Origin of the sequence: Citrobacter sp. Cy070 (genome assembly GCF_030332245.1) — a bacterium.
GTDB classification, from domain to species: Bacteria; Pseudomonadota; Gammaproteobacteria; order Enterobacterales; family Enterobacteriaceae; genus Citrobacter; species Citrobacter youngae.
This window is the reverse complement of sequence record NZ_JAOWIG010000085.1, coordinates 61743-85038: the sequence shown is the minus strand read 5'-3', so window position 1 is coordinate 85038 and position 23296 is coordinate 61743. Positions and strand designations below refer to the sequence as shown.

The 23296-nt window shown below is 52.8% G+C and carries 18 protein-coding genes; 7 read left to right on the top strand and 11 right to left on the bottom strand.

The features are described from left to right. Window positions 1–315 precede the first annotated feature (315 nt). Entirely contained in the window at window positions 316–1695 is a 1380-nt protein-coding gene (gene mpl, locus OGY19_RS17515) for a UDP-N-acetylmuramate:L-alanyl-gamma-D-glutamyl-meso-diaminopimelate ligase (protein ID WP_048212853.1), read from the bottom strand. Window positions 1696–1870: 175 nt separating this feature from the next. Here mpl and fbp point away from each other — a divergent pair, with 175 nt between their 5' ends. Continuing rightward, the gene (fbp, locus tag OGY19_RS17510) at window positions 1871–2869 is read left to right on the top strand and encodes a class 1 fructose-bisphosphatase (RefSeq protein WP_286596896.1); all 999 of its coding nucleotides are present in this window, start codon (window positions 1871–1873) and stop codon (window positions 2867–2869) included. Window positions 2870–2979: 110 nt separating this feature from the next. On the opposite strand, the gene OGY19_RS17505 is transcribed toward fbp, so the two are convergent. The 5 genes from OGY19_RS17505 to ytfQ form a co-directional block, all read right to left on the bottom strand. Next, entirely contained in the window at window positions 2980–4092 is a 1113-nt protein-coding gene (locus tag OGY19_RS17505; RefSeq protein ID WP_115601087.1) for a methyl-accepting chemotaxis protein, read from the bottom strand. 103 nt (window positions 4093–4195) lie between these two features. Continuing rightward, window positions 4196–5197, bottom strand: coding sequence for a galactofuranose ABC transporter, permease protein YjfF (gene yjfF, locus OGY19_RS17500; RefSeq protein WP_101742929.1), 1002 nt, complete (start codon window positions 5195–5197; stop codon window positions 4196–4198). Then, window positions 5184–6206, bottom strand: coding sequence for a galactofuranose ABC transporter, ATP-binding protein YtfT (gene ytfT, locus OGY19_RS17495; protein ID WP_137364816.1), 1023 nt, complete (start codon window positions 6204–6206; stop codon window positions 5184–5186). Before ytfT ends, yjfF begins: the two co-directional genes overlap by 14 nt. A 13-nt stretch (window positions 6207–6219) precedes the next feature. Continuing rightward, window positions 6220–7722, bottom strand: a complete 1503-nt coding sequence (gene ytfR / locus OGY19_RS17490) for a galactofuranose ABC transporter, ATP-binding protein YtfR (protein WP_016149467.1) — start codon at window positions 7720–7722, stop codon at window positions 6220–6222. Between the two features lie 121 nt (window positions 7723–7843). After that, on the bottom strand, window positions 7844–8800 hold the full coding sequence (gene ytfQ, locus OGY19_RS17485) for a galactofuranose ABC transporter substrate-binding protein YtfQ (RefSeq protein ID WP_048212856.1): 957 nt from the start codon (window positions 8798–8800) through the stop codon (window positions 7844–7846). A gap of 309 nt (window positions 8801–9109) precedes the next feature. Here ytfQ and ppa point away from each other — a divergent pair, with 309 nt between their 5' ends. From ppa to OGY19_RS17470, 3 genes are all read left to right on the top strand, one after another. Further along, on the top strand, window positions 9110–9637 hold the full coding sequence (ppa, locus tag OGY19_RS17480) for an inorganic diphosphatase (protein ID WP_048212857.1): 528 nt from the start codon (window positions 9110–9112) through the stop codon (window positions 9635–9637). A 209-nt stretch (window positions 9638–9846) separates the two neighbouring features. After that, window positions 9847–10917, top strand: coding sequence for a 7-bladed beta-propeller protein YncE (gene yncE, locus OGY19_RS17475; RefSeq protein ID WP_115601088.1), 1071 nt, complete (start codon window positions 9847–9849; stop codon window positions 10915–10917). Between the two features lie 85 nt (window positions 10918–11002). Then, the gene (locus OGY19_RS17470) at window positions 11003–13012 is read left to right on the top strand and encodes a TonB-dependent receptor domain-containing protein (protein ID WP_115602363.1); all 2010 of its coding nucleotides are present in this window, start codon (window positions 11003–11005) and stop codon (window positions 13010–13012) included. 57 nt (window positions 13013–13069) lie between these two features. Here the strand turns inward: OGY19_RS17470 and OGY19_RS17465 are convergent, their stop codons facing one another. From OGY19_RS17465 to tamA, 3 genes are read right to left on the bottom strand one after another with little or no spacing between them, the layout of a single operon-like run. Continuing rightward, a complete protein-coding gene (locus tag OGY19_RS17465) occupies window positions 13070–13414 on the bottom strand; it encodes a gamma-glutamylcyclotransferase family protein (protein ID WP_048212859.1) in 345 nt (114 codons plus the stop codon). Between the two features lie 2 nt (window positions 13415–13416). Then, window positions 13417–17193, bottom strand: a complete 3777-nt coding sequence (gene tamB, locus OGY19_RS17460) for an autotransporter assembly complex protein TamB (RefSeq protein WP_115601089.1) — start codon at window positions 17191–17193, stop codon at window positions 13417–13419. Continuing rightward, entirely contained in the window at window positions 17190–18923 is a 1734-nt protein-coding gene (gene tamA, locus OGY19_RS17455; protein WP_038636617.1) for an autotransporter assembly complex protein TamA, read from the bottom strand. Before tamA ends, tamB begins: the two co-directional genes overlap by 4 nt. Before the next feature lie 211 nt (window positions 18924–19134). Between tamA and msrA the strand changes: the two genes are divergently transcribed. Both msrA and paeA read left to right on the top strand, forming a co-directional pair. Then, window positions 19135–19773, top strand: coding sequence for a peptide-methionine (S)-S-oxide reductase MsrA (gene msrA / locus OGY19_RS17450; RefSeq protein ID WP_061067116.1), 639 nt, complete (start codon window positions 19135–19137; stop codon window positions 19771–19773). A 152-nt stretch (window positions 19774–19925) separates the two neighbouring features. Then, entirely contained in the window at window positions 19926–21263 is a 1338-nt protein-coding gene (paeA, locus tag OGY19_RS17445; RefSeq protein WP_061067115.1) for a polyamine export protein PaeA, read from the top strand. Between the two features lie 65 nt (window positions 21264–21328). Here paeA and OGY19_RS17440 read toward each other — a convergent pair whose 3' ends face one another. Beyond that, on the bottom strand, window positions 21329–21535 hold the full coding sequence (locus tag OGY19_RS17440; RefSeq protein ID WP_003025710.1) for a DUF1107 domain-containing protein: 207 nt from the start codon (window positions 21533–21535) through the stop codon (window positions 21329–21331). A 326-nt stretch (window positions 21536–21861) separates the two neighbouring features. On the opposite strand from OGY19_RS17440, the gene OGY19_RS17435 reads away from it, so the two are divergent. Beyond that, complete coding sequence (locus OGY19_RS17435) at window positions 21862–22419, top strand: YtfJ family protein (RefSeq protein ID WP_286596895.1); 558 nt, start codon at window positions 21862–21864, stop codon at window positions 22417–22419. Here OGY19_RS17435 and cysQ read toward each other — a convergent pair. After that, window positions 22409–23149, bottom strand: a complete 741-nt coding sequence (gene cysQ / locus OGY19_RS17430; RefSeq protein ID WP_115601090.1) for a 3'(2'),5'-bisphosphate nucleotidase CysQ — start codon at window positions 23147–23149, stop codon at window positions 22409–22411. The two genes, OGY19_RS17435 and cysQ, sit on opposite strands and share 11 nt — an antisense overlap. Between the last annotated feature and the right edge of the window lie 147 nt (window positions 23150–23296).

Genomic DNA, 23296 nt, shown 5'->3' with positions numbered 1-23296 from the left:
AACTTACCCATAGAGAAACCGTTACCATTTCTCTGTTGCCATCACATGAAGAGGCTATGCTCGCTGTCATATTAAGGAACACCGATCCTTGTGTTGAATATTAAAATAACATTTTCAATGTGCAGCAAAATTATATTTATTGCAATAACCTATCAGAACAGGAAAAAGAAATCTGACGACATTAACTTTCTTTTTATTTAGAGAAACAAAGTTTAGCGAAATGAGCTTGCCGGATGGCGGTGCAAACACCTTATCCGGCCTACAATCCGTGAATTCGTTGTAGGCCCGGTAAGCGTAGCGCCACCGGGCATTTTTTTACTCTTGCGCTTCCGCCTGAGCTTTCTTCGCCAGACCATCCAGCAGTTTTTGATGAATACCACCAAATCCGCCGTTGCTCATCACCAGAATGTGATCGCCTGGCTGCGCGGTTTTCACCACCATATCTGCCAGGGCATCCACATCGCCACTCCAGTGCGCCGGCTGAACGCAGGCTTCAGCGACTTCTGCTACCTGCCACGGAATATGCGGGGGTTGCAGCAGGAACACTTCGTCCGCACGGCCTAACGACGGCGCCAGATCATCTTTGCACAGTCCCATTTTCATGGTGTTAGAGCGAGGCTCCAGAACCGCAATAATGCGTGCCGTACCGCCCACTTTCCCGCGCAGCGCCGCAAGCGTTGCCAGAATCGCGGTTGGATGATGGGCAAAATCGTCATACACCGTCACGCCGTGCGCTTCACCACGCAGTTCAAGACGACGACGGGCGTTAATGAACGAGCCTAGCGCATTGGCTGCATCCGCAGGCACGACGCCCACGTGACGGGCTGCCGCAATCGCCATCAGGCCATTGTGCATGTTGTGTTCGCCGACCAGACCCCACTTAACTTCACCCACTTTTTCACCGTCCAGCCACACTTCCCACTCGGAAGCATCGGTAGTGAGCTTTTTCGCCTGCCAGTGACCCTGCTCGCCCACCAGCTCCTGTTCGCTCCAGCAGCCCATCGCCATCGTCTGTTTCAGATTGATGTCGTTTTCCGGGTAGATGATGCGTCCCTGGCCCGGCACGATACGCACCAGATGGTGGAACTGTTTCTGGATCGCTTTCAGATCGTCAAAGATATCTGCGTGATCGAACTCAAGGTTATTGAGGATCAGGGTACGCGGGCAGTAATGCACGAATTTAGAACGCTTATCGAAGAACGCGCAGTCGTACTCATCCGCTTCAATCACGAAGAAGTCACTTTCGCCCAGACGCGCGGAAACCTCAAAGTTACCCGGCACGCCGCCGATCACGAAGCCCGGTTTATAACCACAGACTTCGAGGATCCAGGTTGCCATTCCAGCCGTAGTCGTTTTGCCGTGCGTCCCCGCCACCGCCAGTACCCAGCGGTCGCGCAACACAAAGTCATGCAGCCATTGCGGGCCAGACATGTATGGAATGTTCTTCTCCAGCACCGCTTCCACGCAGGGGTTACCACGGGTCATCGCATTACCGATGATCACCAGGTCCGGCTGCGGGTCGAGCTGGCTGGCATCGTAACCCTGAATCAGATCAATGCCTTGCTTCTCAAGTAAGGTACTCATCGGCGGATACACATTGGCGTCCGAACCCGTTACTTCATGACCGAGCGAGCGTGCCAGCATCGCCAGACCGCCCATGAAAGTGCCACAAATTCCCAAAATATGAATGCGCATACGTCACTATCCTTTTTTAATCTGGGGGCCATTTTACGCACATGTCTGGCAACTGAGAAACGCATTTCAGGATATTCCGTAGTTTGCTGGCGCGATTCACCTGAGCGCGATAGCTGAAATATTTGTTAATATTGTTGCGGTCGCTTTACTCCACATAAATTGCAGGGAAAGTGTTATGAAAACGTTAGGTGAATTTATTGTCGAAAAGCAGCACGAGTTTTCTCATGCTACCGGTGAACTCACTGCTTTGTTGTCGGCAATAAAGCTGGGCGCCAAGATCATCCACCGCGATATCAATAAGGCCGGTCTGGTCGATATCCTGGGTGCCAGCGGTGCAGAGAACGTGCAGGGAGAGGTGCAACAAAAACTCGATCTGTTCGCAAACGAAAAACTGAAAGCTGCACTGAAGGCACGCGACATCGTGGCGGGAATTGCCTCAGAAGAAGAAGATGAAATTGTCGTCTTTGAAGGCTGTGAACACGCAAAATACGTTGTGCTAATGGATCCGCTGGATGGCTCATCCAACATCGATGTTAACGTCTCTGTCGGTACGATTTTCTCTATTTATCGCCGCGTAACCCCCGTCGGCACGCCGGTCACGGAAGAGGATTTCCTGCAGCCGGGCAACAAGCAAGTTGCTGCGGGCTACGTGGTTTATGGTTCTTCCACCATGCTGGTGTACACCACCGGCTGTGGCGTGCACGCCTTCACCTACGATCCTTCTCTGGGCGTATTCTGCCTCAGCCAGGAACGTATGCGCTTCCCGGCGAAAGGTAGCACGTACTCCATTAACGAAGGCAACTACATTAAATTCCCGAATGGCGTGAAGAAATACATTAAATTCTGTCAGGAAGAAGATAAGTCAACCAAGCGCCCGTACACCTCGCGCTACATTGGCTCTCTGGTTGCGGACTTCCATCGCAATCTGCTGAAAGGCGGGATCTACCTGTACCCAAGCACCGCCAGCCACCCGGAAGGGAAACTACGTCTGCTGTACGAATGCAACCCAATGGCCCTGCTGGCCGAGCAAGCGGGCGGCAAGGCGAGCGACGGTAAAAATCGTATTCTGGATATCATCCCGGAAAGCCTGCACCAACGCCGCTCCTTCTTCGTGGGTAACGACCATATGGTTGAAGATGTAGAACGCTTTATCCGCGAGTTCCCGGACGCATAAGCGCAACATCCGGTCTACAGCACGTTGCAGGCCGGATAAGCGAAGTGCCATCCGGCACAATGCGATGATATTGCCGGATGGCGGCTTCGCCTTATCAGGCCTACGTTCGGTTAGGCTGTCTGTAGCTTAAATACGGCCATGGCTTCGATTAGCGCTGAAGACTGCTCTTCCAGCGAGCGGGTAGCCGCTGATGACTGCTGTACCAGCACCGCATTTTGCTGCGCCGTTTCATCCATCTGAATCACCGCAATATTCACCTGCTCAATGCCGCGACTCTGTTCCTGGGACGCACTGGCAATTTCACGCATCAGTTTGGTCATACGCATGACCTCGGTCGCAATCTCATCCATGGTTTCACCCGCCTGCTGCGCCAGTTCACTTCCCTCACCCACATGCGTATGGGAATCGCTGATCAATGTACGGATCTCTTTTGCCGCCTCGGCGCTCCGGCTGGCAAGATTGCGTACTTCCCCTGCTACCACCGCAAAACCACGGCCTTGCTCACCCGCGCGCGCCGCTTCAACGGAGGCGTTAAGCGCAAGGATATTGGTCTGGAAAGCAATACCGTCAATCACACTGAGGATATCGGCGATTCGGCTGGAACTGCCGGAAATATCGCGCATTTTTTCAATTACATAACACACCATCTCACTGCCCCTATCGGCGGTATCCGATACCGATTTTGCAAGCTGATGCGCCTGTTCCGCGTTCTGTGCATTCTGTTTCACCGTCGCGGTGAGTTCTTCCATACTGGCGGCGGTCTGCTCCAGTGAAGTGGCTGTCGATTCAGTGCGTTGTGCCAGATGCTGGTTCCCGGCCGTCAGTTCACGACTGCCAATATCAATTTGCGAGCTGGCATCGCGTACGCGTTGTACTGAGTCGCCCAGCGCATGGCGCATGTTATCCATTGCCGCGTTCAGGCGGTTGAATTCGGCGCTGGCCGATAACGCGCTAACAGGCGACAAATCCCCCGTCGCCAGACGTTCCAGCTGTTCAACAATGTTATCCAGGGGTTTAAGAAACTTATTTCGCAGCATAAACCAAATGACCGCCAGCAACACAATGGCAGCCAACATGGCAGCACTCATAATACCGTGATAAACCAAAGAGTTAACAACGCGGGTAGCGGCATAAAGCCCCATGCCGCCGGTCAGCAACAGAAGAAACGTCAGCAAAGACAATAACACCAACAAACTTGATCGAATTGAAAGGGATTTTGGCATCGTTATATTTCCGGTTGTAGGGTTAAAACAGACCTGTACAGAACCTATCGACTACAACCGGAAAAAGTTTAGGTATTTAAATGTTTTGTGCAAAATCAGGATGTTACTTTGGTGTTGCCGCCGTACCCACTCGGGTTACCGGCGAGCTCTGACGATTTTCCCAAAGCACCGTGAGACCACGTTGTAACGCTATAAAAATAAACAATAAAATGCCAATCGCGATCTTCGTCCACCAGGAACTTAATGTGCCATCAAAATTAATGTAGGTCTGGATCAGCCCTTGGATCGCCACGCCAAAAAGCGTACCTAACACCGTACCGACCCCACCACTTAGCAGCGTTCCGCCAATCACCACTGAGGCAATCGCATCCAGCTCAACGCCAACGCCCGCCAGCGCATAACCCGCCTGGGTGTAAATGGAAAAGACAATGCCGGCCAGCGTAGCAAGCCCGGTAGACAGCATATAAATGCGGATCGTTGTGCTGCGAGTAGAAATGCCCATCAGGTTAGCAGAGGTGGCGTTGCCGCCAATGGCGTAAACCTGATTACCAAAGCGCGTACGATGCGCAAGGAAGATGCCAATCACCACCACGCCCAGCATCAACAGCCCCATGGCGCTCAGGCGACCGCCGCCAGGAATTTTCCATGCCAGACTGGAGAGCGTGTCATAAATCGGATGGTTAATCGGGATGGATTCTTCTGAGACCAGATAGCTGACGCCGCGCAGGAAGAACATTCCCGCCAGCGTAATAATGAATGCCGGGATCTTCAGCGCATCAATCAGTAGCCCCATAAACGCGCCAAACGCGCAGCCCATTGCCAGAATCAAAGGAAACGCCAGCAGTGGCGAAATCCCCCAGTAACCAATCGCCTTTGCTAAAAATACCCCCGTAAAGGCAATCACCGACCCGACGGAAAGATCAATCCCCCCGGAGAGAATGACGAAGGTCATGCCCACGGCAATAATCCCTAAAAAAGCGTTATCGGTCAGGATATTGCAAATCACCCGGGTGGAAGCAAAAGCTGGAAATTGCGTCAGGCAGTAAAGGTAGCCCAGCACAAACACGCCGAGGGTGATCATCAGCGGTAAATTACGTTTTATCATGACCGCGCACTCCTTTTATCAGGCTGATAAAGCGTTGTGACTGCACGACCAGCACGCACAACACCACGATGGCTTTGACCACCTGATTCAGTTCCGGCTGGAAGCCCGACAGCAAAATCCCGGTGTTCATCCCCTGAATGATCAACGCGCCAATTACCGATAGCAGCAGGTTAAAGCGCCCGCCCATCAGCGAACCGCCGCCGATAACCACCGCCAGGATGGCATCCAGCTCCAGCCATAATCCGGCGTTATTGGCATCTGCCCCACGAATATCCGCCGTGACGATAATACCGGCGATAGCCGCACACAGGCCGCTCAGCACATAAGTGAGCATCACAATGATGCGGGTATTCACCCCGGCGTTTTTCGCCGCACGAATGTTAATGCCCACCGCTTCAATGAACATGCCCAGAGCCGTTTTACGCGTTAGCAGCCAAAAGGCGACCAGCGTCAGCAGCGCGATAATCACCGGCGTGGGAAACAGTAACAGCGAGCCGCTGCCAAACCACGACAGCTCGGGCGAGTTGAAAGTGACGATCTGCCCGGAAGTGATAAGCTGCGCCACTCCACGCCCGGCCACCATCAGGATAAGTGTCGCAACAAACGGCTGGATCTTGAGGATTGCCACCAGAATCCCGTTCCACAACCCGGCCAGAATGCCGGAGCCTAAGGCGGCAAACAGCACCACCGGCAGACTGTGCCCGGCCACCGTCATCGCCGCGGTGGTCGCTCCTGCAATAGCCATCACCGCGCCAACGGAAAGATCGATGCCGCCAGTGGCAATCACCAGCGTCATACCAATCGCCAGCAGCGCCACGGGAGCGGCACGGTTGAGAATATCAATCGGGCTGCCGAACAGGCGACCATCCTGCAAAACCACCTGGTAGAAGTGCGGGGCCACCAGGCTGTCGACCAGCAGCACCAGCAGTAGCGCCACCAGTTGCGGCATACCTTTTGGCCAACGGAACCGTCGTTTCGCGGTGTTGGATTGAGGGAGAGATTGAGGCATCACCATAGTCTCCTTAGGCCGCAATGGCATTCATGATCGCCGGTACGGACAGTTCAGCCAGTGGGATCTCGGCCACCTGTTTGCGATCGCGCATAATAATGACCCGATCGGCATAACCCACTAACTCTTCCAGTTCGGATGAAATCACCAGCAGCGCCAGACCATCCGCGCACAGCGTTTCGATCAGTCGGATAATCTCCGCATGTGCGCCGACGTCGATCCCGCGCGTGGGTTCATCGAGGATCAGGAACTGCGGTTTGGTCAGTAACCAGCGCGAGAGCAATACTTTTTGCTGATTGCCGCCGGAGAGAAACTCGATCGGCTGTTCAGCGTTAGGGGTGCGAATTCCGAGCTGGCGGATAAAACGCTCGGCAATCTCGTTTTGTTCTTTCCGTGGGATAGGCCGCAGCCAGCCGCGCTGCGCCTGCAATGCCAGAATGATGTTTTCCCGCACCGAAGCGGCGGCAATAATGCCATCCGTTTTGCGATCCTCCGGACAGAAACCGATCCCCAGACACGAAGCCTGATGCGGCGATCGCAAGGTCTGCGGTTTGCCTTTGATCAGCGCACTTCCGCTGTCGGCGGGTTTAATTCCGAAGATCACCTCTGCCGTTTCCGTTCGCCCGGATCCCAGCAGTCCTGCGAGACCGACGATCTCACCGGGACGCACCTGTAGATCAAACGGCGCGATGGTGCCTTTTTTGCCAAAGTCGCTAAAGGCCGCCACCGGCTTATCGCTCAGCAAGGTGCGGCCCGCACGCTGTAGCGCATGGGTATCCAGTTCGCGACCCAGCATCATTTTGACCAGTTCGATCTGTGGCAGTTCGCGGGTTTCGCGGCAGCCAACGAAGCCGCCGTTACGCAGGACGGTGATGCGATCGCTGACCTGATAAACCTGATCGAGAAAATGGGTGACGAAGATCAGGCTGACACCGCGATCGCGCAGATGACGCATCAGGCCGAACAGCATTTCAACTTCCTGGGTATCGAGGCTGGCGGTGGGTTCGTCGAGGATCAGCACTTTCGCGGAGAGATCTATTGCCCGACAGATGGCAACTATCTGCTGCATCGCCACGGAAAAGCGGTTCAGCGGCTCGCGGACGTCGAGGGAAAAACCGTATGACGCCATCAGCTCCGTCGCGCGTTTTTCCATCTGCTTACGCTGTAGCAGACCAAAACGCCGTGGTTCACGGCCAATAAACAGGTTATCTGCCACCGACATATTGGGCAGCAGGTTCACTTCCTGATACACAGTGCCAATCCCCAGTTGCTGGGCATGGGCGGTATTTTTCGGGGAGATCGGCTGGCCTTCGAGCCAGATAGTGCCACGATCGGCGTGGTAAACGCCGGTCAGCGCTTTGATGAGCGTCGATTTACCGGCTCCGTTTTCGCCCAGCAGCGCCATAATCTCGCCCCGACGCAGGCTGAAATCCACGTTATCCAGTGCTTTGACGCCGGGAAAAAATTTACTTAATCCTTCGGTGCGGAGGATCTCCTGATGTTGGTCGGTGGTCATGGTATTCCTCCGGAACGAAATCACGGCGTTTCGTAGGCCTGATAAGCGCAGCGCCATCAGGCAATAAATGCCGGATGGCGGCGTAACGCCTTATCCGGCCTACGGAAGACCGACAGCAAAACTAGTAGCCCATGTTTTTCTTCTTCTCTAACTCTTCTTTCGCCGTATCCGGCAGATAGAGGATAGATTTGGTAATGGTCAGCTTCTCAGGCATCGTGCCGTCTTTCTTGAATTTCTCCAGCGCATCGAATGCCGGCCCTGCCATATTTGGCGTCAGTTCGACGCTGGCGTTGGCTTCGCCATCAATCATCGCTTTATAGATATCCGGTACGCCGTCGATTGAACCGGTCAGAATATCTTTGCCCGGCTTCAGACCCGCTTCTTTGATCGCCTGGATAGCCCCGATCACCATGTCATCGTTGTGAGCGTAAACCATGCAGATGTTCTTGCCGTTGTTTTCAGCTTTGATAAAGCTCTCCATCACTTCTTTGCCTTTGCTGCGGGTGAAGTCCCCGGACTGAGAGCGAATAATTTTGATGTTTGGCGCGCTGGCGATGGCTTCGGCAAAACCTTTTTTACGGTCAATCGCCACGCTGGCCCCGACGGTCCCTTGCAGCTCAACGACGTTACACGGTTTGCCGTTCACCTCTTTAATCAGCCAGTCGCCGATTAATTTACCTTCCAGCACGTTATTGGCGGTAACGGTGGTCATATAGAGAGATTTGTCTTTTACATCGATGGAACGATCGAGCAAAAAGACCGGAATGTTGGCATCTTTCGCTTCTTTTAACACCGGCTCCCAACCCGTTGCCACGACCGGCGCAATGAAGATGGCATCCACGCCCTGCGCAACAAATGAGCGTACGGCTTTAATCTGGTTTTCCTGTTTTTGCTGGCCGTCAGCGATTTTCAGCGTAATACCTCGCTTTTCGGCCTCGCTTTTCGCCACATTGGTTTCCGCCGCGCGCCAGCCGGATTCAGAGCCAACCTGCGAAAATCCTACGGTTAAAGGGGCTGCCAATGCCATAGACGACATGGCTGTCGAAACTGCTGTGACTAAAAGTAAGCGCTTCCACATAAGTGCGTCCTCGTAGGGGGATTATTGTTGGTTAATAAACAGTCGCGAAAAAACTATAGACAATTGAGCATGTAACGAATTGCGTTACATCACACTTCAAAAAAGTAAATAAAACGTTAATCACAACTTTGTAATCGCTTTCATATCACTATGAAAAATGCGGCTGAAGATATGGATTTTTCTGTCACAAAAGAGAAGGGAAAAGAAGAAAATGTGCGCCGCGAAATCGAAAACAAGCGGAGACATTCGGCGCGAGTTGGCTATAATACCCGCCACTTGTTTGCCATAGCTTATTTAAAGGAAACAGACATGAGCTTACTCAACGTCCCTGCCGGTAAAGATCTGCCGGAAGATATCTACGTTGTTATCGAGATCCCTGCAAACGCAGATCCGATCAAATACGAAGTTGACAAAGAGAGCGGCGCCCTGTTCGTTGACCGCTTCATGTCCACCGCGATGTTCTATCCGTGCAACTACGGTTACATCAACCACACCCTGTCTCTGGATGGTGATCCGGTAGACGTTCTGGTCCCGACTCCGTATCCGCTGGAGCCAGGTTCAGTGATCCGCTGCCGTCCGGTTGGCGTACTGAAAATGACCGACGAATCCGGCGAAGATGCAAAACTGGTTGCGGTACCGCACACCAAACTGAGCAAAGAATACGATCACATTAAAGATGTGACCGACCTGCCGGACCTGCTGAAGGCACAGATCACCCACTTCTTCGAGCACTACAAAGACCTCGAAGCAGGCAAATGGGTAAAAGTTGACGGTTGGGACAACGCTGAAGCCGCTAAAGCTGAAATCGTTGCTTCCTTCGAGCGCGCGAAGAAGTAAGTTCGCCTGCTCTGAAAACCCTGAACACCAGCCTCTGGTTAGTAAGGGTTTTTTTATGCCTGTGCTTTTCCTCCCTTTATTTTCCCGGTATCCCGCTGGTTTCTTTTTGACCTACCAGATTGGGTAGTCACATTTCATTTATCTTAATTGCGAATGAGATTAGATCTCATTATCATTCGCACCATGTAAATAAATGTGAATAAAAGTCAATGAATCTCCACACTGTGAAGTCCCTGAAACGCTATTCTTGTGTGGCGCTCGCCACAGCACTGTTATTTACCAGCCTGCCCAGCGTGGCGCAGACGCTACCTGAGAAAGATTTTCTGACCCACGACGTCGGGAACGGCGTGTATGAACTGGCGGTTGATAGTCAGCAGAACACGCTCTTTGCCGCCTCGTCTCCGTCATTTGATAAAGACAAAACCCGCGGGCTTATCTACAAACTCGATCTGGAAAAACTCACAACCACCGAAGTCATCGACACCAGCCGTCGTGCCTTTGCCACCGCGCTGGACGAAGAAAATCAGGTGCTATATGTGGGCAACACGCTGGAAGGTTCGGTAACGCTAATTGATACCCGCAGCGGTAAAGAGTTGGCGATACTGCAACTGAGCGAGACCAAAAATCCAAAGGAAATCGTCCATACGCGTGAAATGGTGCTCGATAAGCAGCATCACCGTTTGTACGTTTCCGGCGTGGCTGAAAAAGGCATTGTCTGGGTGGTGGATACGCAAAAGCGCGAAAAAATCGCCACCATTGAAAATATGGGTCAGTATCCGACCGGTATGGCGGTGGATGCAAATAAGAACCGCCTGTATGTAGTGAATGGCAGAAACGAGCTGATTACGCTGGACACCAGCAGCCACAAAATCATTAGCCGCTTTTCCATTGAACCCGCTAAAAAACATTTCTTCCTGAATATTGCGCTGGATGCAAAAAATAACCGCGCGTTCCTGACCGATCCGGATTTAGCAGATGTTTTGGTTGTCGATATTAATACTGGCAAAGTTATTGCGCCAATTAAGGTCATTAACTCTTTGGCAGTTATATATAACGAAAAACGCCAGGAAGTGTATATCACCCACCGCAATGCAAAGCGCATCAGCATTGTGGACAGCAAGACTTATCAGGTAAAACAAAGCATTGAAACCACTGCGTTACCTAACAGCCTTGCACTTTCCCAGGACGCTAACACCTTGTATGTCAGCGTAAAACAGCCGGAAGAAATGATTGGCGTAAAGCCCGATTACGTGCTGAAAATCGATCTCTCTAAATATTAATAATTAAAAACGCTTCTTACACCTTGCAGCTTTTCCGGGCTGCAAGGTGATGCTTTTGTTTTTTACTTTTCAGGTGTCTTATATTATGAAAACGCGTCAACTTATTACGCTGACAGGGATCGTTGCATTCTCTGGCGGGGTTATTTTCCCCACTCAGGCAGAAGAACTCACCGAAACCTCACGCAATAATGAAGATGAAATGGTGATCACCGCATCCGGGTTCTCGCAGCAAAAGCGCGTAGCGCCGGCCACCATTTCAGTTATCGATCGTAAAACGCTGGATATTCAGCCGGACCGTAGCATTGGTGAAGCGATTAAAAACCTTCCTGGCGTCTCGGTTACCAACAGCAGCGGCATGAATGCGGGCAGCATTATGATCCGCGGTATGGACCCGTCCTATACCGCTTTTATGGTCAACAGTGTCAAACAAAATACCGGTGAGTCGCGCCCCTACGGCCATGATATCGGTACTGAAGCCAACTTCTTACCGCCAATGGAGGCCATTGAGCGTATCGAAGTTATCCGCGGGCCAATGTCCTCGCTGTACGGCTCAGATGCCATCGGCGGTGTGGTCAACGTGATTACCAAAAAGCCGTACGGCGCGAAAGACTGGACGACGGCAATTGCCGCCAATACCTGGCTTCAGGAACACCAGTATTTGGGTAATACCAGCCAGATGAATCTGTTTACCATGGGGCCGATTGTGCCAGATGTTCTCGGCCTTAGCGTAGCGGCTGACTGGCTCGACCGTCGCGATGACGATCGCAATGACTATTTTGGTAAGCACAACCGTAAATCCATTGATATGACTTTGGGCCTGGCCGCCAGCGAAAACAACCTGTTCGACCTCAACGTGGTCACCGGCGAGCAGGAGAAAAATCGCACTCAGAAACGCGGCGCGCCATGGTCATGGTTGTTTGATCGTAACGCCGCCACCCTGACACATACCGGCTGGTATGCAGATGACACCATCGCGACGACCAACTACATCAACTACGAAAAGGGCCGCTCAAAATACGTTTATGACGGTCAGTCCCCGCAGTATGTGCAGATGGAAAACTATGTCGCTAATTCGCAAACCACGTTTACACTCGACAACCATAAACTGACCATCGGGGCGAATTTTACCCGCGAAGAGTTAAATGACCGCTTTGATGTGGCTAACAAAACGCTGCCCGGCTCAGAGCCGGTAACCAAAATCAGCCGCAACGGCTGGGCGCTGTTTGCTGAAGATGGCTGGAGTGTTGACGATTTCATCCTGACCACTTCGGCGCGTATAGATCAGGACGATAACTTTGGTACACATATTACGCCAAAAATGTACGGCAACTGGGCCTTCAGCGATGCCTGGGCGCTAAAGGGCGGTATTTCGGCAGGATATAAAAAACCGGAGCTACGCGCGACCTCCAGCAACTTCGTCACCCCTTACGGCTCAACCGTGCCTTATCCCTTCCTGACGGTAGGTAATGACGACCTGAAACCAGAGAAAAGCGTTAACTCTGAACTGGGACTCTACTGGACGGGCGATGCGCTGGCTCTGGATAGCACGGTCTTCTATACCCAGTTCAAAGACAAAATCGCTGAACAAACCATTTGTGAAACCACGGCGACAAACCAGTGCTCGGTGAATGGCTACAAAGCAGATTCCGTCAGTAAATACTTTAACGTCAGTGAGGCAGACGTATACGGCATTGAGCTGAATGCCGACTGGCAAATTAGCGCCGACCTCAAAGCCAACGCTAACTACACCTGGAACCACAGCGAACAGAAAAGCGGCATAAACAAAGGCTACGCGCTCAACGATTATCCGCGTCATATGGCGAATCTGTCGCTGACCTGGGCGGCGACACAGAGTCTCGACGTGTGGAGTACGGTGAACTATCGCAGCAGTAACCGCAACAGTGGTAATAACTACAAGTACGATGACTACACAATGGTTGATGTGGGCGTACGTTATCAGCTCAATAAGCACACGCAGTTGATGGCAGGGGTCTACAACGTGCTGGATGAGGATCCGAAGCTGACTACCGCGTGGAATGAATCCGCGCAGGTGGAAGGCCGTCGCTATAATCTCGGCGCGCGCGTAGAGTTTTAAGCCTTAAATAAACAACGCCACCCGAAGGCGGCGTTGTTTATTCTCGTAGGCGATATATCAGTACTGGTCTCGGTCTAACCAGTTACCGCTTTCAATCAGCGTTAATCCCTCGACTGAACGTTGGTACACGTACATCCATGCACTTCCGTACGGCGTCTGAATTAACTGGCGTGCATATTCGCCACCTCGCGTACGCAGAGCGTCAAGCTCTGCCAGCGTGGCGTTGTCAATACGATAAACTTCCCCGTGTACCGTTCCGTTCCCCGGAACTGCGCCTGGATAGTGGCCCAGGCTGTACAACTGGTAGTTGTCGATACTGAAATTTCCCAGCAACAGGGCATTGGTCATCCAGTGGCTGTTGCCTTGTTTGGTTCGTAAACTGCCGTAGACAAATATTCGCATTGCTAAAACTCGAACTGATAGAGCAAATCAAGTGCCTGATCTACGCCAGACACGGCTTCCAGATATAGCTTAGGCATCAGACGATAACGTAGCGTGAGTGTCGCTAAGGAGTCAAATATACCCACACCATATTTCACCTGCAGACCTGGCAGTACGTATCCGCTGACAACCACCTGAGAGGAGTCACCCACCCCTTGCGTGTCCAGTGCCAGATTGCTTACGCCAAATGTCTCCCCGATTTTACCCACAACCTGACCACTTTGTGCAACCCCCAGGCCAATAAGCATTGAGGTCATCGCCGCGCTGTCGCTCTGCTCGCTGTCCAGCCCTTGTCCGCGCAGCAGGTAGGAAAGCGCCATTTGCTGCGACATTGCCGGGTCAGAGAAGATCTCCGCTTTCGGTTCATCAGCAGTGCCGGTGACGCGAACGCCGGCGATCACATCGTCTTCGGTGGCATCCGGGTTACGAATCGCTTCGATGTTAAGCAACGGCTGATCCGGCGGGCCGGAGAACAACAGCTCGCCCTTACGCACAATCAGATCCTGACCATAGGCATGGAAGCGACCGCTCGGGATATTAATTTGTCCGTTCAGCCCCAGCCCCTGCTTATCCTGCGCAACTTTCAGATCGCCCGTCAGACGTGCTTTCAGACCAAAAGCATCAATACGTACGTTGTTGCCTACATGAATGTTCAGGTTGCTGTTGATCGGAATACCGGCGCTTTGCGGCTTCTCTGGCTGCAGGTTGTCGTTGAGCATGACCATGTCGCTGGACACCCCTACCGCACTTTCCGGCAGGTCGTGCACCACAATACGCGCCCACGGCACATCCACGTTGCCATCCAGGGTAAACAGACTCGGCGTGGCTTCAAAGACCACGTCCGGAGAGACATCCAGACGAACCATCGGTGGCACGGTAATACGAACCCTACTGCCTTTAGCCGCGACCCGCGCCCGCCAGTTGTCTATCTGACTCCAGTCGGCATCGCCGCTCAGGTTAATCTGCCCCTGCTGCGTACGCACCACGCCCGCTAACGTCGAACGCGTTCCGGTGAAGTTAACGGCTAACTGGCTGGGCTGCATGTCAAACGGCATAAAGTTGCCGTCGATATCCAGACCGCTCAGTTGCAGTTGTCCAAGCAGTTGTGGGCTTTGCACATCGCCGCCCAGACGCAGGTTGGCGTTGATCATTCCCGCGGCTTTTTCACCTCTGGAGAAGATAGGGTTCACCATCGCCAGATTGAAGTTGCGGATATTCACATTACCGCCAAGATTACGTCGCCCCTGCGGATCGGTTACCTGCACCTGGCCGTCGAACTGCCCGTTGTTGGTCAGGCGAATCAGCCAGCCCAGTTCAGCACGGTTGTTGTGCAGGTCAGCGGTCAGATTCAGCGTCTCAAACGCCACCGGTAACGCGGCATCGTTTACGCTCTGGGTGACCTTCACGTTACGCCCACTTAGCGTGACCTGTCCCTGCGGCAGCCCCTCTTTGGTGGTGTCCCAGCTCACATCGGCTTTACCGGTGAACACGCCGCTGGCCTGGGTTGTCTCCGGCATAAACGGTTTCAGCATTGCCAGATCGAAACGGTTCAGATTCACCACCGCGCGCCCTTCCGCGCCCGCATCAATCGTCTGTGGCACGCACAGTTCCGCATTCGGGTTATTCCAGCAGTGTGGCCCAATGCTGATTTTCTGTTCCTGATTACGGTAATCAAGCGCAATCGCGCGGTTAAGCGACCACGGACCAACCGGCGTCTGGAAGCGCGTATTGCTCAGCGTCCCTTTCCAGCGCTGTTCTTTGCGATCAAAGCTACCCGCCAGATCAAGCTGTCCGGAAACCGGCTCCCCCTGAATGCGTAGCTGTAATTCATGTTGCTTTTCACTGCCTTTCGCGTTGAGCGTCACGAGGCCGATATTCACGTCAGGTTGTACAATCCGCTCTACGCGAACATTGAGATTACCGGCGATTTGCTCGGCCGATTTCACGTCGCCTTCGACGCGTACCTGAGCGACGGAAAGTTCCTGCCAGCGCAGACCACGGGCGGTGATATCCGCCAGCAGCTGTGGTGCTTCAACCGTACCGCGAACTTTTACCAGCCCTTTCGCCGTACCGCCCAGCCCCGGCAGCGCGTTATCCAGGCTTGGGGCATCAATCGTCGCATCCAGATTGAGATCTTTAACCCCCAGTTCCCCTTTCACATCCGCGCTGTTGCGTCCCAGCTCCAGATGCAGGCCCGGAATGATCCATTGCAGGTAACTGTTACCCTTCAGCGAACCGTTCACATTGACCTTATTCTGTTTTACATTCCCAGTCAGCTTCAGCTCCGGAACCTCCATCTGCCAGCTTCCGCCATACAGACTGCCGCGGGTTTTCACCAGACCATTCAGTTTTGACGGCCAGTCCGGGATCTCTTTTGCCGTATTGATGCCATCCAGCGTCAACTCTCCGCGCCAGCTGATCGCCTGCTGCCAATCCACCAGCGCTTTCAGCTCGGTTTTTCCTTCCAGCGCCGCAATGCTGAGTTTGTCGAGATTGATCTGCTGTTCGTTGCCTTTAGCGTCCAGCGTGATGGTAGCTGGAGGAATATCCTGTCCCTTCACGGCGGTACGCATCGACAACGTGTAGTCGGTCATCTTGCCGGTCAGCTTGAGCTTGATGTCATCGGCCTGAAACTGTTTGTCGCCGGTAAACGGCCAGTAAATCTGCTTACTCACCACTTCCAGATTGAGCGGCAACCCGGCTTCCGCCAGACGCGTTTGCGCCCGCAGATCCATATCCACCGGACCGGACAGGTTTATGCCGACTTCCAGTTGGTCACGCAGCGCGCCGCCGACCTTCAGCTTCACCTTTTCGCCTTTTAACGGGTCGATGTTCAGCGTGCTGTTTAACGTAATATCGACCGGCCATGTGTCGGTGAGCTGCGCCGTGCCGCTGGCTTTTACCGCCCCCTGATTCGAGTCGATATCCAGCGCGTCCAGCTTCATGTTGCCGTCAATGCTGCTCACTTTCAGCAGCAGGTTATGTACCGTGAGATCCGTATCCCCGGTCACGCGCAGCTGCTCGCCGCGAAATTCTTCAATATTGAGATTGAGCGGCAGATGCACATCGGCCATTTCCGGCAGCACCGGCTTTGAGAACAGATCTTTTAGCGTTTCGCCGAGCGGTTTTTCATCCGGCTGCGGGTTTTGAATTTTTGGTTCAACGACCTCTTCCTGTGCCACTTCCGCCACTTTAGGCAGGGCAATCAGCAACCCCTGCAATGACGTTGGCTTCAGGGTCAGCGTTTTTTCCTGCCAGTTCAGGCCAGAGGTAAAATCCAGCACGGAAACCGTGGTGTCATCAATTTTGATATTGATGTTGTTAAGCGCCACGTGTGAAAGCGTGATGGGGTAAGGCGTGGAAAGGTTAAGCGGACCGCTCTCTTCTTCCTCCACCGGCGCTGATGGTGGCATTTTTTTGCTGTCGATCGCTACGTTGATATTTTTCAGCGACAGATCGTTGACGCACAGACTGCTGTTCCACAGGCAATTAAGCCCCACGGCCAGATGTACTTCGCCAGCATTCACCGCCACGCCGGGCTGGTCATAACGAATATTTTTCAGTGATAAATCCCGCCAGCCGCCGGTGACCTGACCGATCTCCAGCCCAGGCACCCAGCGATTAGCTGCCTTGAAGACCAGATGCAGACCGGAGGTTGTCCCCACCAGGAACGCGACGGTACCTAACAACAGCAGGATAACAACCAGTACCCCGAGGCTTATCTTCTTCCATAAACTCATAATTCAGGCCCCAGACCGATGTAAAACTGTAAACCATGTTCATCTTTGTCGCCGACGGGGACGGCAAAGTCGAGCTTGATAGGTCCTACCGGCGATTGCCAGCGAACGCCGACCCCGGCACCGGTTTTGAAATCGCTTTTGCGAATATCGCTGACCGCTTCACCGCTATCGACAAACATCGCGCCCCACCATTTCCCGGTCACGTTGTACTGGTATTCCAGCGAGCCCGTCGCCAGCTTCGAGGCCCCTTTCAGCTTGCCGTCGCTGCCTTCGGGTGAAATAGATTTGTATTTGTAGCCGCGGATACTACGGTCGCCCCCGGCGAAGAAACGCAGATCTGGCGGGACTTTGTCGAAGTCACCGGTTTCAATCCAGCCGAGGTTACCGCGCATCACAAAACGGTGCTTGTCGTACAGTGTACGGATCCAGACGTTCTGCGCCTGGAAAACGGAGAAATCAACGTCTGAGCCCCAGGCTGTGTTGGAGTAATCGATGGAATAACGTTGGGAGTCGCCCCAGACGGGCATCAGGCCGCCGCGCGAGCGCGTCCGGCTAATCATCACCCCCGGATAAAGCAGCATGGTGGTATTGGTAACGTTACCCTGGGTAAAGTGGTCGAGGCTCCAGCGCAGGTTGATTGCACGCTGCCAGCCGCTGGAGAGGTCCCAGTAGCGGGAAACCGCAAGCGTTGTGGAGTCCTGCTCGGTGTCGTTTAAATCGGTTCGCTTAAAGCCGCCCTGTACCAGGTAATACTGTTCCAGAGGGTTCTTTAACAGCGGCATTTTATAGCTGAAATCAAGAACCTGCTCTGGCGCCGAGATACTGGCGCTGGTCGTCAGGCTATGGCCGTAGGAGTTCATCCACGGCTTTTTCCACGAGGTTTTCACCCGTGGCCCGACGTCAGTTGAATAGCCGACCCCGGTTTCGATGGTGTTTTCGGTGCGCGGCGAAACCACGCCTTTCAGCGGCAGCACTTTGGTTTTGCGGGCTTTATCAAACTCCGGCGCGACGACCACGGAGTTAAACCATCCGGTCGCCGACAGACGACGGTTCAGTTCACCCAAATCTTTCGACTCGTACTCTTCACCTTCTTTAAAGGGCACCAGATTTTGCAGATACTCATCGCGAATTTGCGAGCCTTCAAAGGTGACATGCCCAAAGCGATAGCGTTCGCCGCTGTTGTAATCGATATCCCAGAACGCCTGGCGGCGCTCAAGCGCTATTCCAAGCTGGCTTTTATTAAATTCACTGTCGAAATAACCTTTGCGCAGCGCCACGCTGGTGAGTGACTTTTTGAAGTTGTCATAGTCCCCCTGATTCAGCACGGTGCCGATTGCCGGGCGCGTTTTCAACAGATCCAGATAATCTTTATCCGTACGTGCGCCACCGCGCAGAATCACTTCTGTGCCGCCAATCAGCACCGGCTCACCGGGGGTCACTTTGGCAATCAGCACCTGGCGTCCTTTCGCCGGCGGCGGACGCAGTTCAAAATCAATGGTCGGCTCAAAGTAGCCCAGCGCTTTTAGCCCTTCGCGGATAGCATCATCAACGCGCGCACGAAAGCGTCGGTCTGGTGTGACTTCATCACTTTGAATCGTGGACAGCTGCGCACGGACGTTTTTCTCCAGCGGCCCTGATAATCCTTCGACCTGTAAGCGAACATTCGCAGCAGCGGCGGAGCCACTTAAGCACAGTAATCCCACCCAACATAACTGACGGATATGTGGCACATTTTCTCCTGAATATCCTTTTTTCCACCCCTGGAAAAAAATACTATGCCGTTCCTCGGCTTAACAAAAAATCAACAATAAGAGTTGAAAAACAGACGACAACCCAAATATTTCTTATGTTTAACTCTAGACGCATTCACGCTGTTTATTTTGGGCAAAGACGCGTCTCGTTACAACCTTAACCCAAATGACTGATTTCGGGAGAACGGCCATGAGTTTATTTGATAGAAAGCATCTCGTTACTCAAGCAGATGCCCTACCTGGACGCAACACCCCGATGCCAGTGGCAACGCTGCATGCGGTTAATCAACATTCGATGACCAACGTGCCCGACGGTATGGAGATAGCTTATTTCGCCATGGGATGCTTCTGGGGCGTTGAACGTTTATTCTGGTCATTACCCGGCGTATATAGCACCGCAGCCGGCTACACCGGTGGCTATACCCCTAACCCAACCTATCGGGAAGTCTGTTCCGGCGATACCGGACACGCCGAAGCGGTACGCGTCGTCTATGACCCGCATGTTATCAGCTACGAACAACTGCTGCAGGTGTTCTGGGAAAATCACGATCCGGCGCAGGGCATGCGTCAGGGGAACGACCAGGGTACGCAGTATCGCTCCGCCATTTACCCGTTAACGCCGGAACAAACCGCCGCCGCACAGGCCAGCCTTGAGCGTTTTCAGGCAGCAATGACCGCCGCAGGCGATGAACGCGAGATTACGACGGAAATCAGCACGGCGACTCCGTTCTACTACGCCGAGGACGATCACCAGCAGTATCTGCATAAAAACCCTTATGGATACTGTGGCATTGGCGGCATAGGCGTTTGCCTGCCGCCGCAAGGATAATCGCCGCCCTCTGGCGGCTTTACAGTACCTTACGCTATACTAGCTCCTGAAATTGCCGGTCCACTCCCTTCGGACCGGTTTTCAATGTGTATTTCACACAGATTTATCAATTTATCCCTTCCGAGGATCTGGCCTTAACGGTCGGATAAGATATGTTAAACAGTATTTTAGTCATTCTCTGCCTGATCGCCGTGAGTGCGTTTTTCTCGATATCCGAGATCTCGCTTGCTGCGTCACGCAAAATCAAACTTAAACTGCTTGCCGATGAAGGCAACGTAAACGCACAGCGTGTTTTGAAGATGCAGGAAAACCCCGGCATGTTCTTTACCGTTGTGCAAATTGGTCTTAATGCGGTTGCTATTCTTGGCGGTATCGTCGGTGACGCGGCGTTTTCACCGGCATTTAACGGTCTGTTCTCGAAATACTTCGCCCCAGAGCTGTCCGAACAGTTAAGCTTTATTCTGTCGTTCTCCCTGGTGACTGGCCTGTTCATCCTGTTCGCGGATTTAACCCCGAAACGCATCGGTATGATTGCGCCAGAAGCTGTAGCTTTGCGTATCATCAACCCGATGCGCTTCTGTCTGCTCGTGTTCCGCCCGCTGGTATGGTTCTTTAATGGTCTGGCAAATAACATTTTCCGTCTGTTTAAGATCCCGATGGTGCGCAAAGACGACATCACCTCGGACGATATTTACGCCGTAGTAGAAGCCGGCGCATTGGCAGGGGTTCTGCGCAAGCAGGAACATGAGCTGATCGAAAACGTATTTGAACTGGAATCCCGTACCGTGCCGTCTTCAATGACCTCGCGCGAAAACGTTATCTGGTTTGATCTGCACGAAGATGAACAGAGCCTGAAGAACAAAGTGGCGGAACATCCGCATTCCAAGTTTCTGGTCTGTAACGAAGATATCGACCACATCATTGGCTATGTTGATTCAAAGGATCTCCTCAACCGCGTACTGGCAAATCAAAGCATGGCGCTGAACAGCGGCGTACAGATCCGCAATACGCTGATTGTTCCGGATACGCTGACGCTCTCAGAAGCGCTGGAAAGCTTCAAAACCGCAGGTGAAGACTTTGCCGTCATCATGAACGAGTATGCACTGGTGGTGGGGATTATTACGCTTAATGACGTAATGACGACACTGATGGGTGACTTAGTCGGCCAGGGTCTGGAAGAACAGATTGTGGCGCGTGATGAGAACTCATGGTTAGTTGATGGTGGTACGCCGATTGATGACGTGATGCGTGTGCTGGATATCGACGAGTTTCCGCAGTCCGGCAACTATGAAACCATCGGCGGTTTCATGATGTTCATGCTGCGTAAAATCCCGAAACGCACCGACTCGGTGAAGTATTCTGGCTACAAATTTGAAGTGGTGGATATCGATAACTACAAGATCGATCAGCTGCTGGTGACGCGCCTGGACAGCAAACCTACCGTTCTGGTACCAAAGCTGCCGGATGCAAAAGAAGAGACCAAAGCGTAATCCCGCCAGAAACATCAACGGCTCCCATCAGGAGCCGTTTTTTTAACTACTGCATAGCACTTTGATCAAGCCATCTCAGTTTGCAGACGCAAGACCTGACGGTTAACTTCGGACATAACAGAAAAATGCAGTTTGTCCTTCACTTTTGGGATAAGAATCTTACCCTTATCAAACTCAAAAGCGCCTACGTCCTTGATATATAACCGTCCACGAAACAGGATCTTCACGTACTTCGCCACCTGCAGCGGGTTGTATCGTTGGAAAATTTTCATTGTATCTCCTGCTGAGCGTTACGCCTTTGCGGTACCACAATCGGTCCGACAATCCTCAGGCGCAAATTTTAATGCCTTATGACTATAGACTATCTGAACGATGTTTCCAGCGTGTATAAGTTTATTTACCTTCAGGTTACAATTATTCAGAATTATCTTTTCAACGCTTCGCTGTCTTCAGTATAAGCCTTCATTTTTCGCAGGATTTGTGCGCCCGTCCGCAAACTGGCATCGCGCTTGCGGGAAAAAGCATCATTCGCACATATGATTAAATTCCAGGCCCAAGTGGTCGGATCACCTGCAAAATAAAGAAAGAAGGAAAACCCATGACCTTACAAAAACTGCTGGCCCTATCGTGCCTGCTGCTGCCGATGATTGCCTCCGCACATTCGTTTGAGACTAACCAGCGCGTGCCGCCGGTGGGTATTGCCGATCGCGGCGAACTGATTCTTGATAACGATAAGTTTAGCTACAAAAGCTGGAATAGCACGCAACTGCCAGGGAAAGTCCGCATTGTGCAACACATCGCCGGACGTACCTCCGCCAAAGAGAAAAATGCGACACTGATTGAAGCCATCAAAGCGGCCAATCTGCCGCATGATAAATACCAGACCACCACTATCGTCAACACCGATGACGCCATTCCCGGCTCCGGTATGTTTGTGCGCAGCAGTCTTGAGAGCAATAAGAAGCTCTACCCGTGGTCACAATTTATTGTCGACAGCAACGGCATTGCGCGTAAGGCCTGGCAACTGGATGAAGAGAGCTCCGCTATCGTCGTTCTCGACAAAGACGGACGCGTACAGTGGGCAAAAGATGGGGCGCTAACGCAGGATGAGGTGCAGCAGGTGATTGCCCTGCTGCACAAACTGCTCAGTAAATAGAGACGCGGAAGCCGGGGTTGAGGAACGATTCACGTGGGGTGTAATCCAGAGGTTTCCCCTGCCAGTCGTGAACGTGCGCTCCGGCTGCGGCAGCAACCGCGTGGCCCGCAGCGGTGTCCCACACGTTTGTGGGTCCAAAACGCGGATACAGTTGCGCCTGCCCTTCCGCCACCAGGCAGAACTTCAGCGAGGAACCAATCGAGGTGGTCTGGTGCTCACCCAACTGTTGCAGATACTCTTTTAACTCATTGTCGGCATGGGAGCGGCTAATCACCACCAGCGGCGGACGCGCATCACGCACCTGGATTTGTTTGCGCACACCGCACTCTTCTTTCCACGCTTTACCTTCTGCTGCGCTGTACATCACTTTCATTACCGGCGCGTAAACCACGCCCAGAACCGGCTTTCCCTTCTCGATAAGCGCAATGTTAACGGTAAATTCACCGTTACGCTTAATGAACTCTTTGGTCCCATCCAGCGGATCGACCAACCAGTAGCGCTGCCAGTGTTGACGAACATCCCAGCCCGGAGGCGCCTCTTCAGACAGAACCGGAATATCCGGCGTCAGCGCCAGTAATCCCTCGAGGATCACAGTGTGCGCTGCGATGTCTGCCGCCGTGACCGGAGAATCGTCCTGCTTGCTGGTAATCTCCATCGGTTTGAGTCCATCGTAGACCTGCATAATGGCATCGCCCGCGTTCCGTGCAAGCTGGCATACATGTTCTAACATTCTCCACCTCGTTTCTTTCGTGGTGTTAACTCGTTGTTTTACTTATACCCGATCGCCAGGGGATCCGCCAACTGTGATAGCGTCTGCGGTTTTAAACGCTATATTCATGTCATGATTCACAGTTCTGTAAGCAAGAAGATTTATATA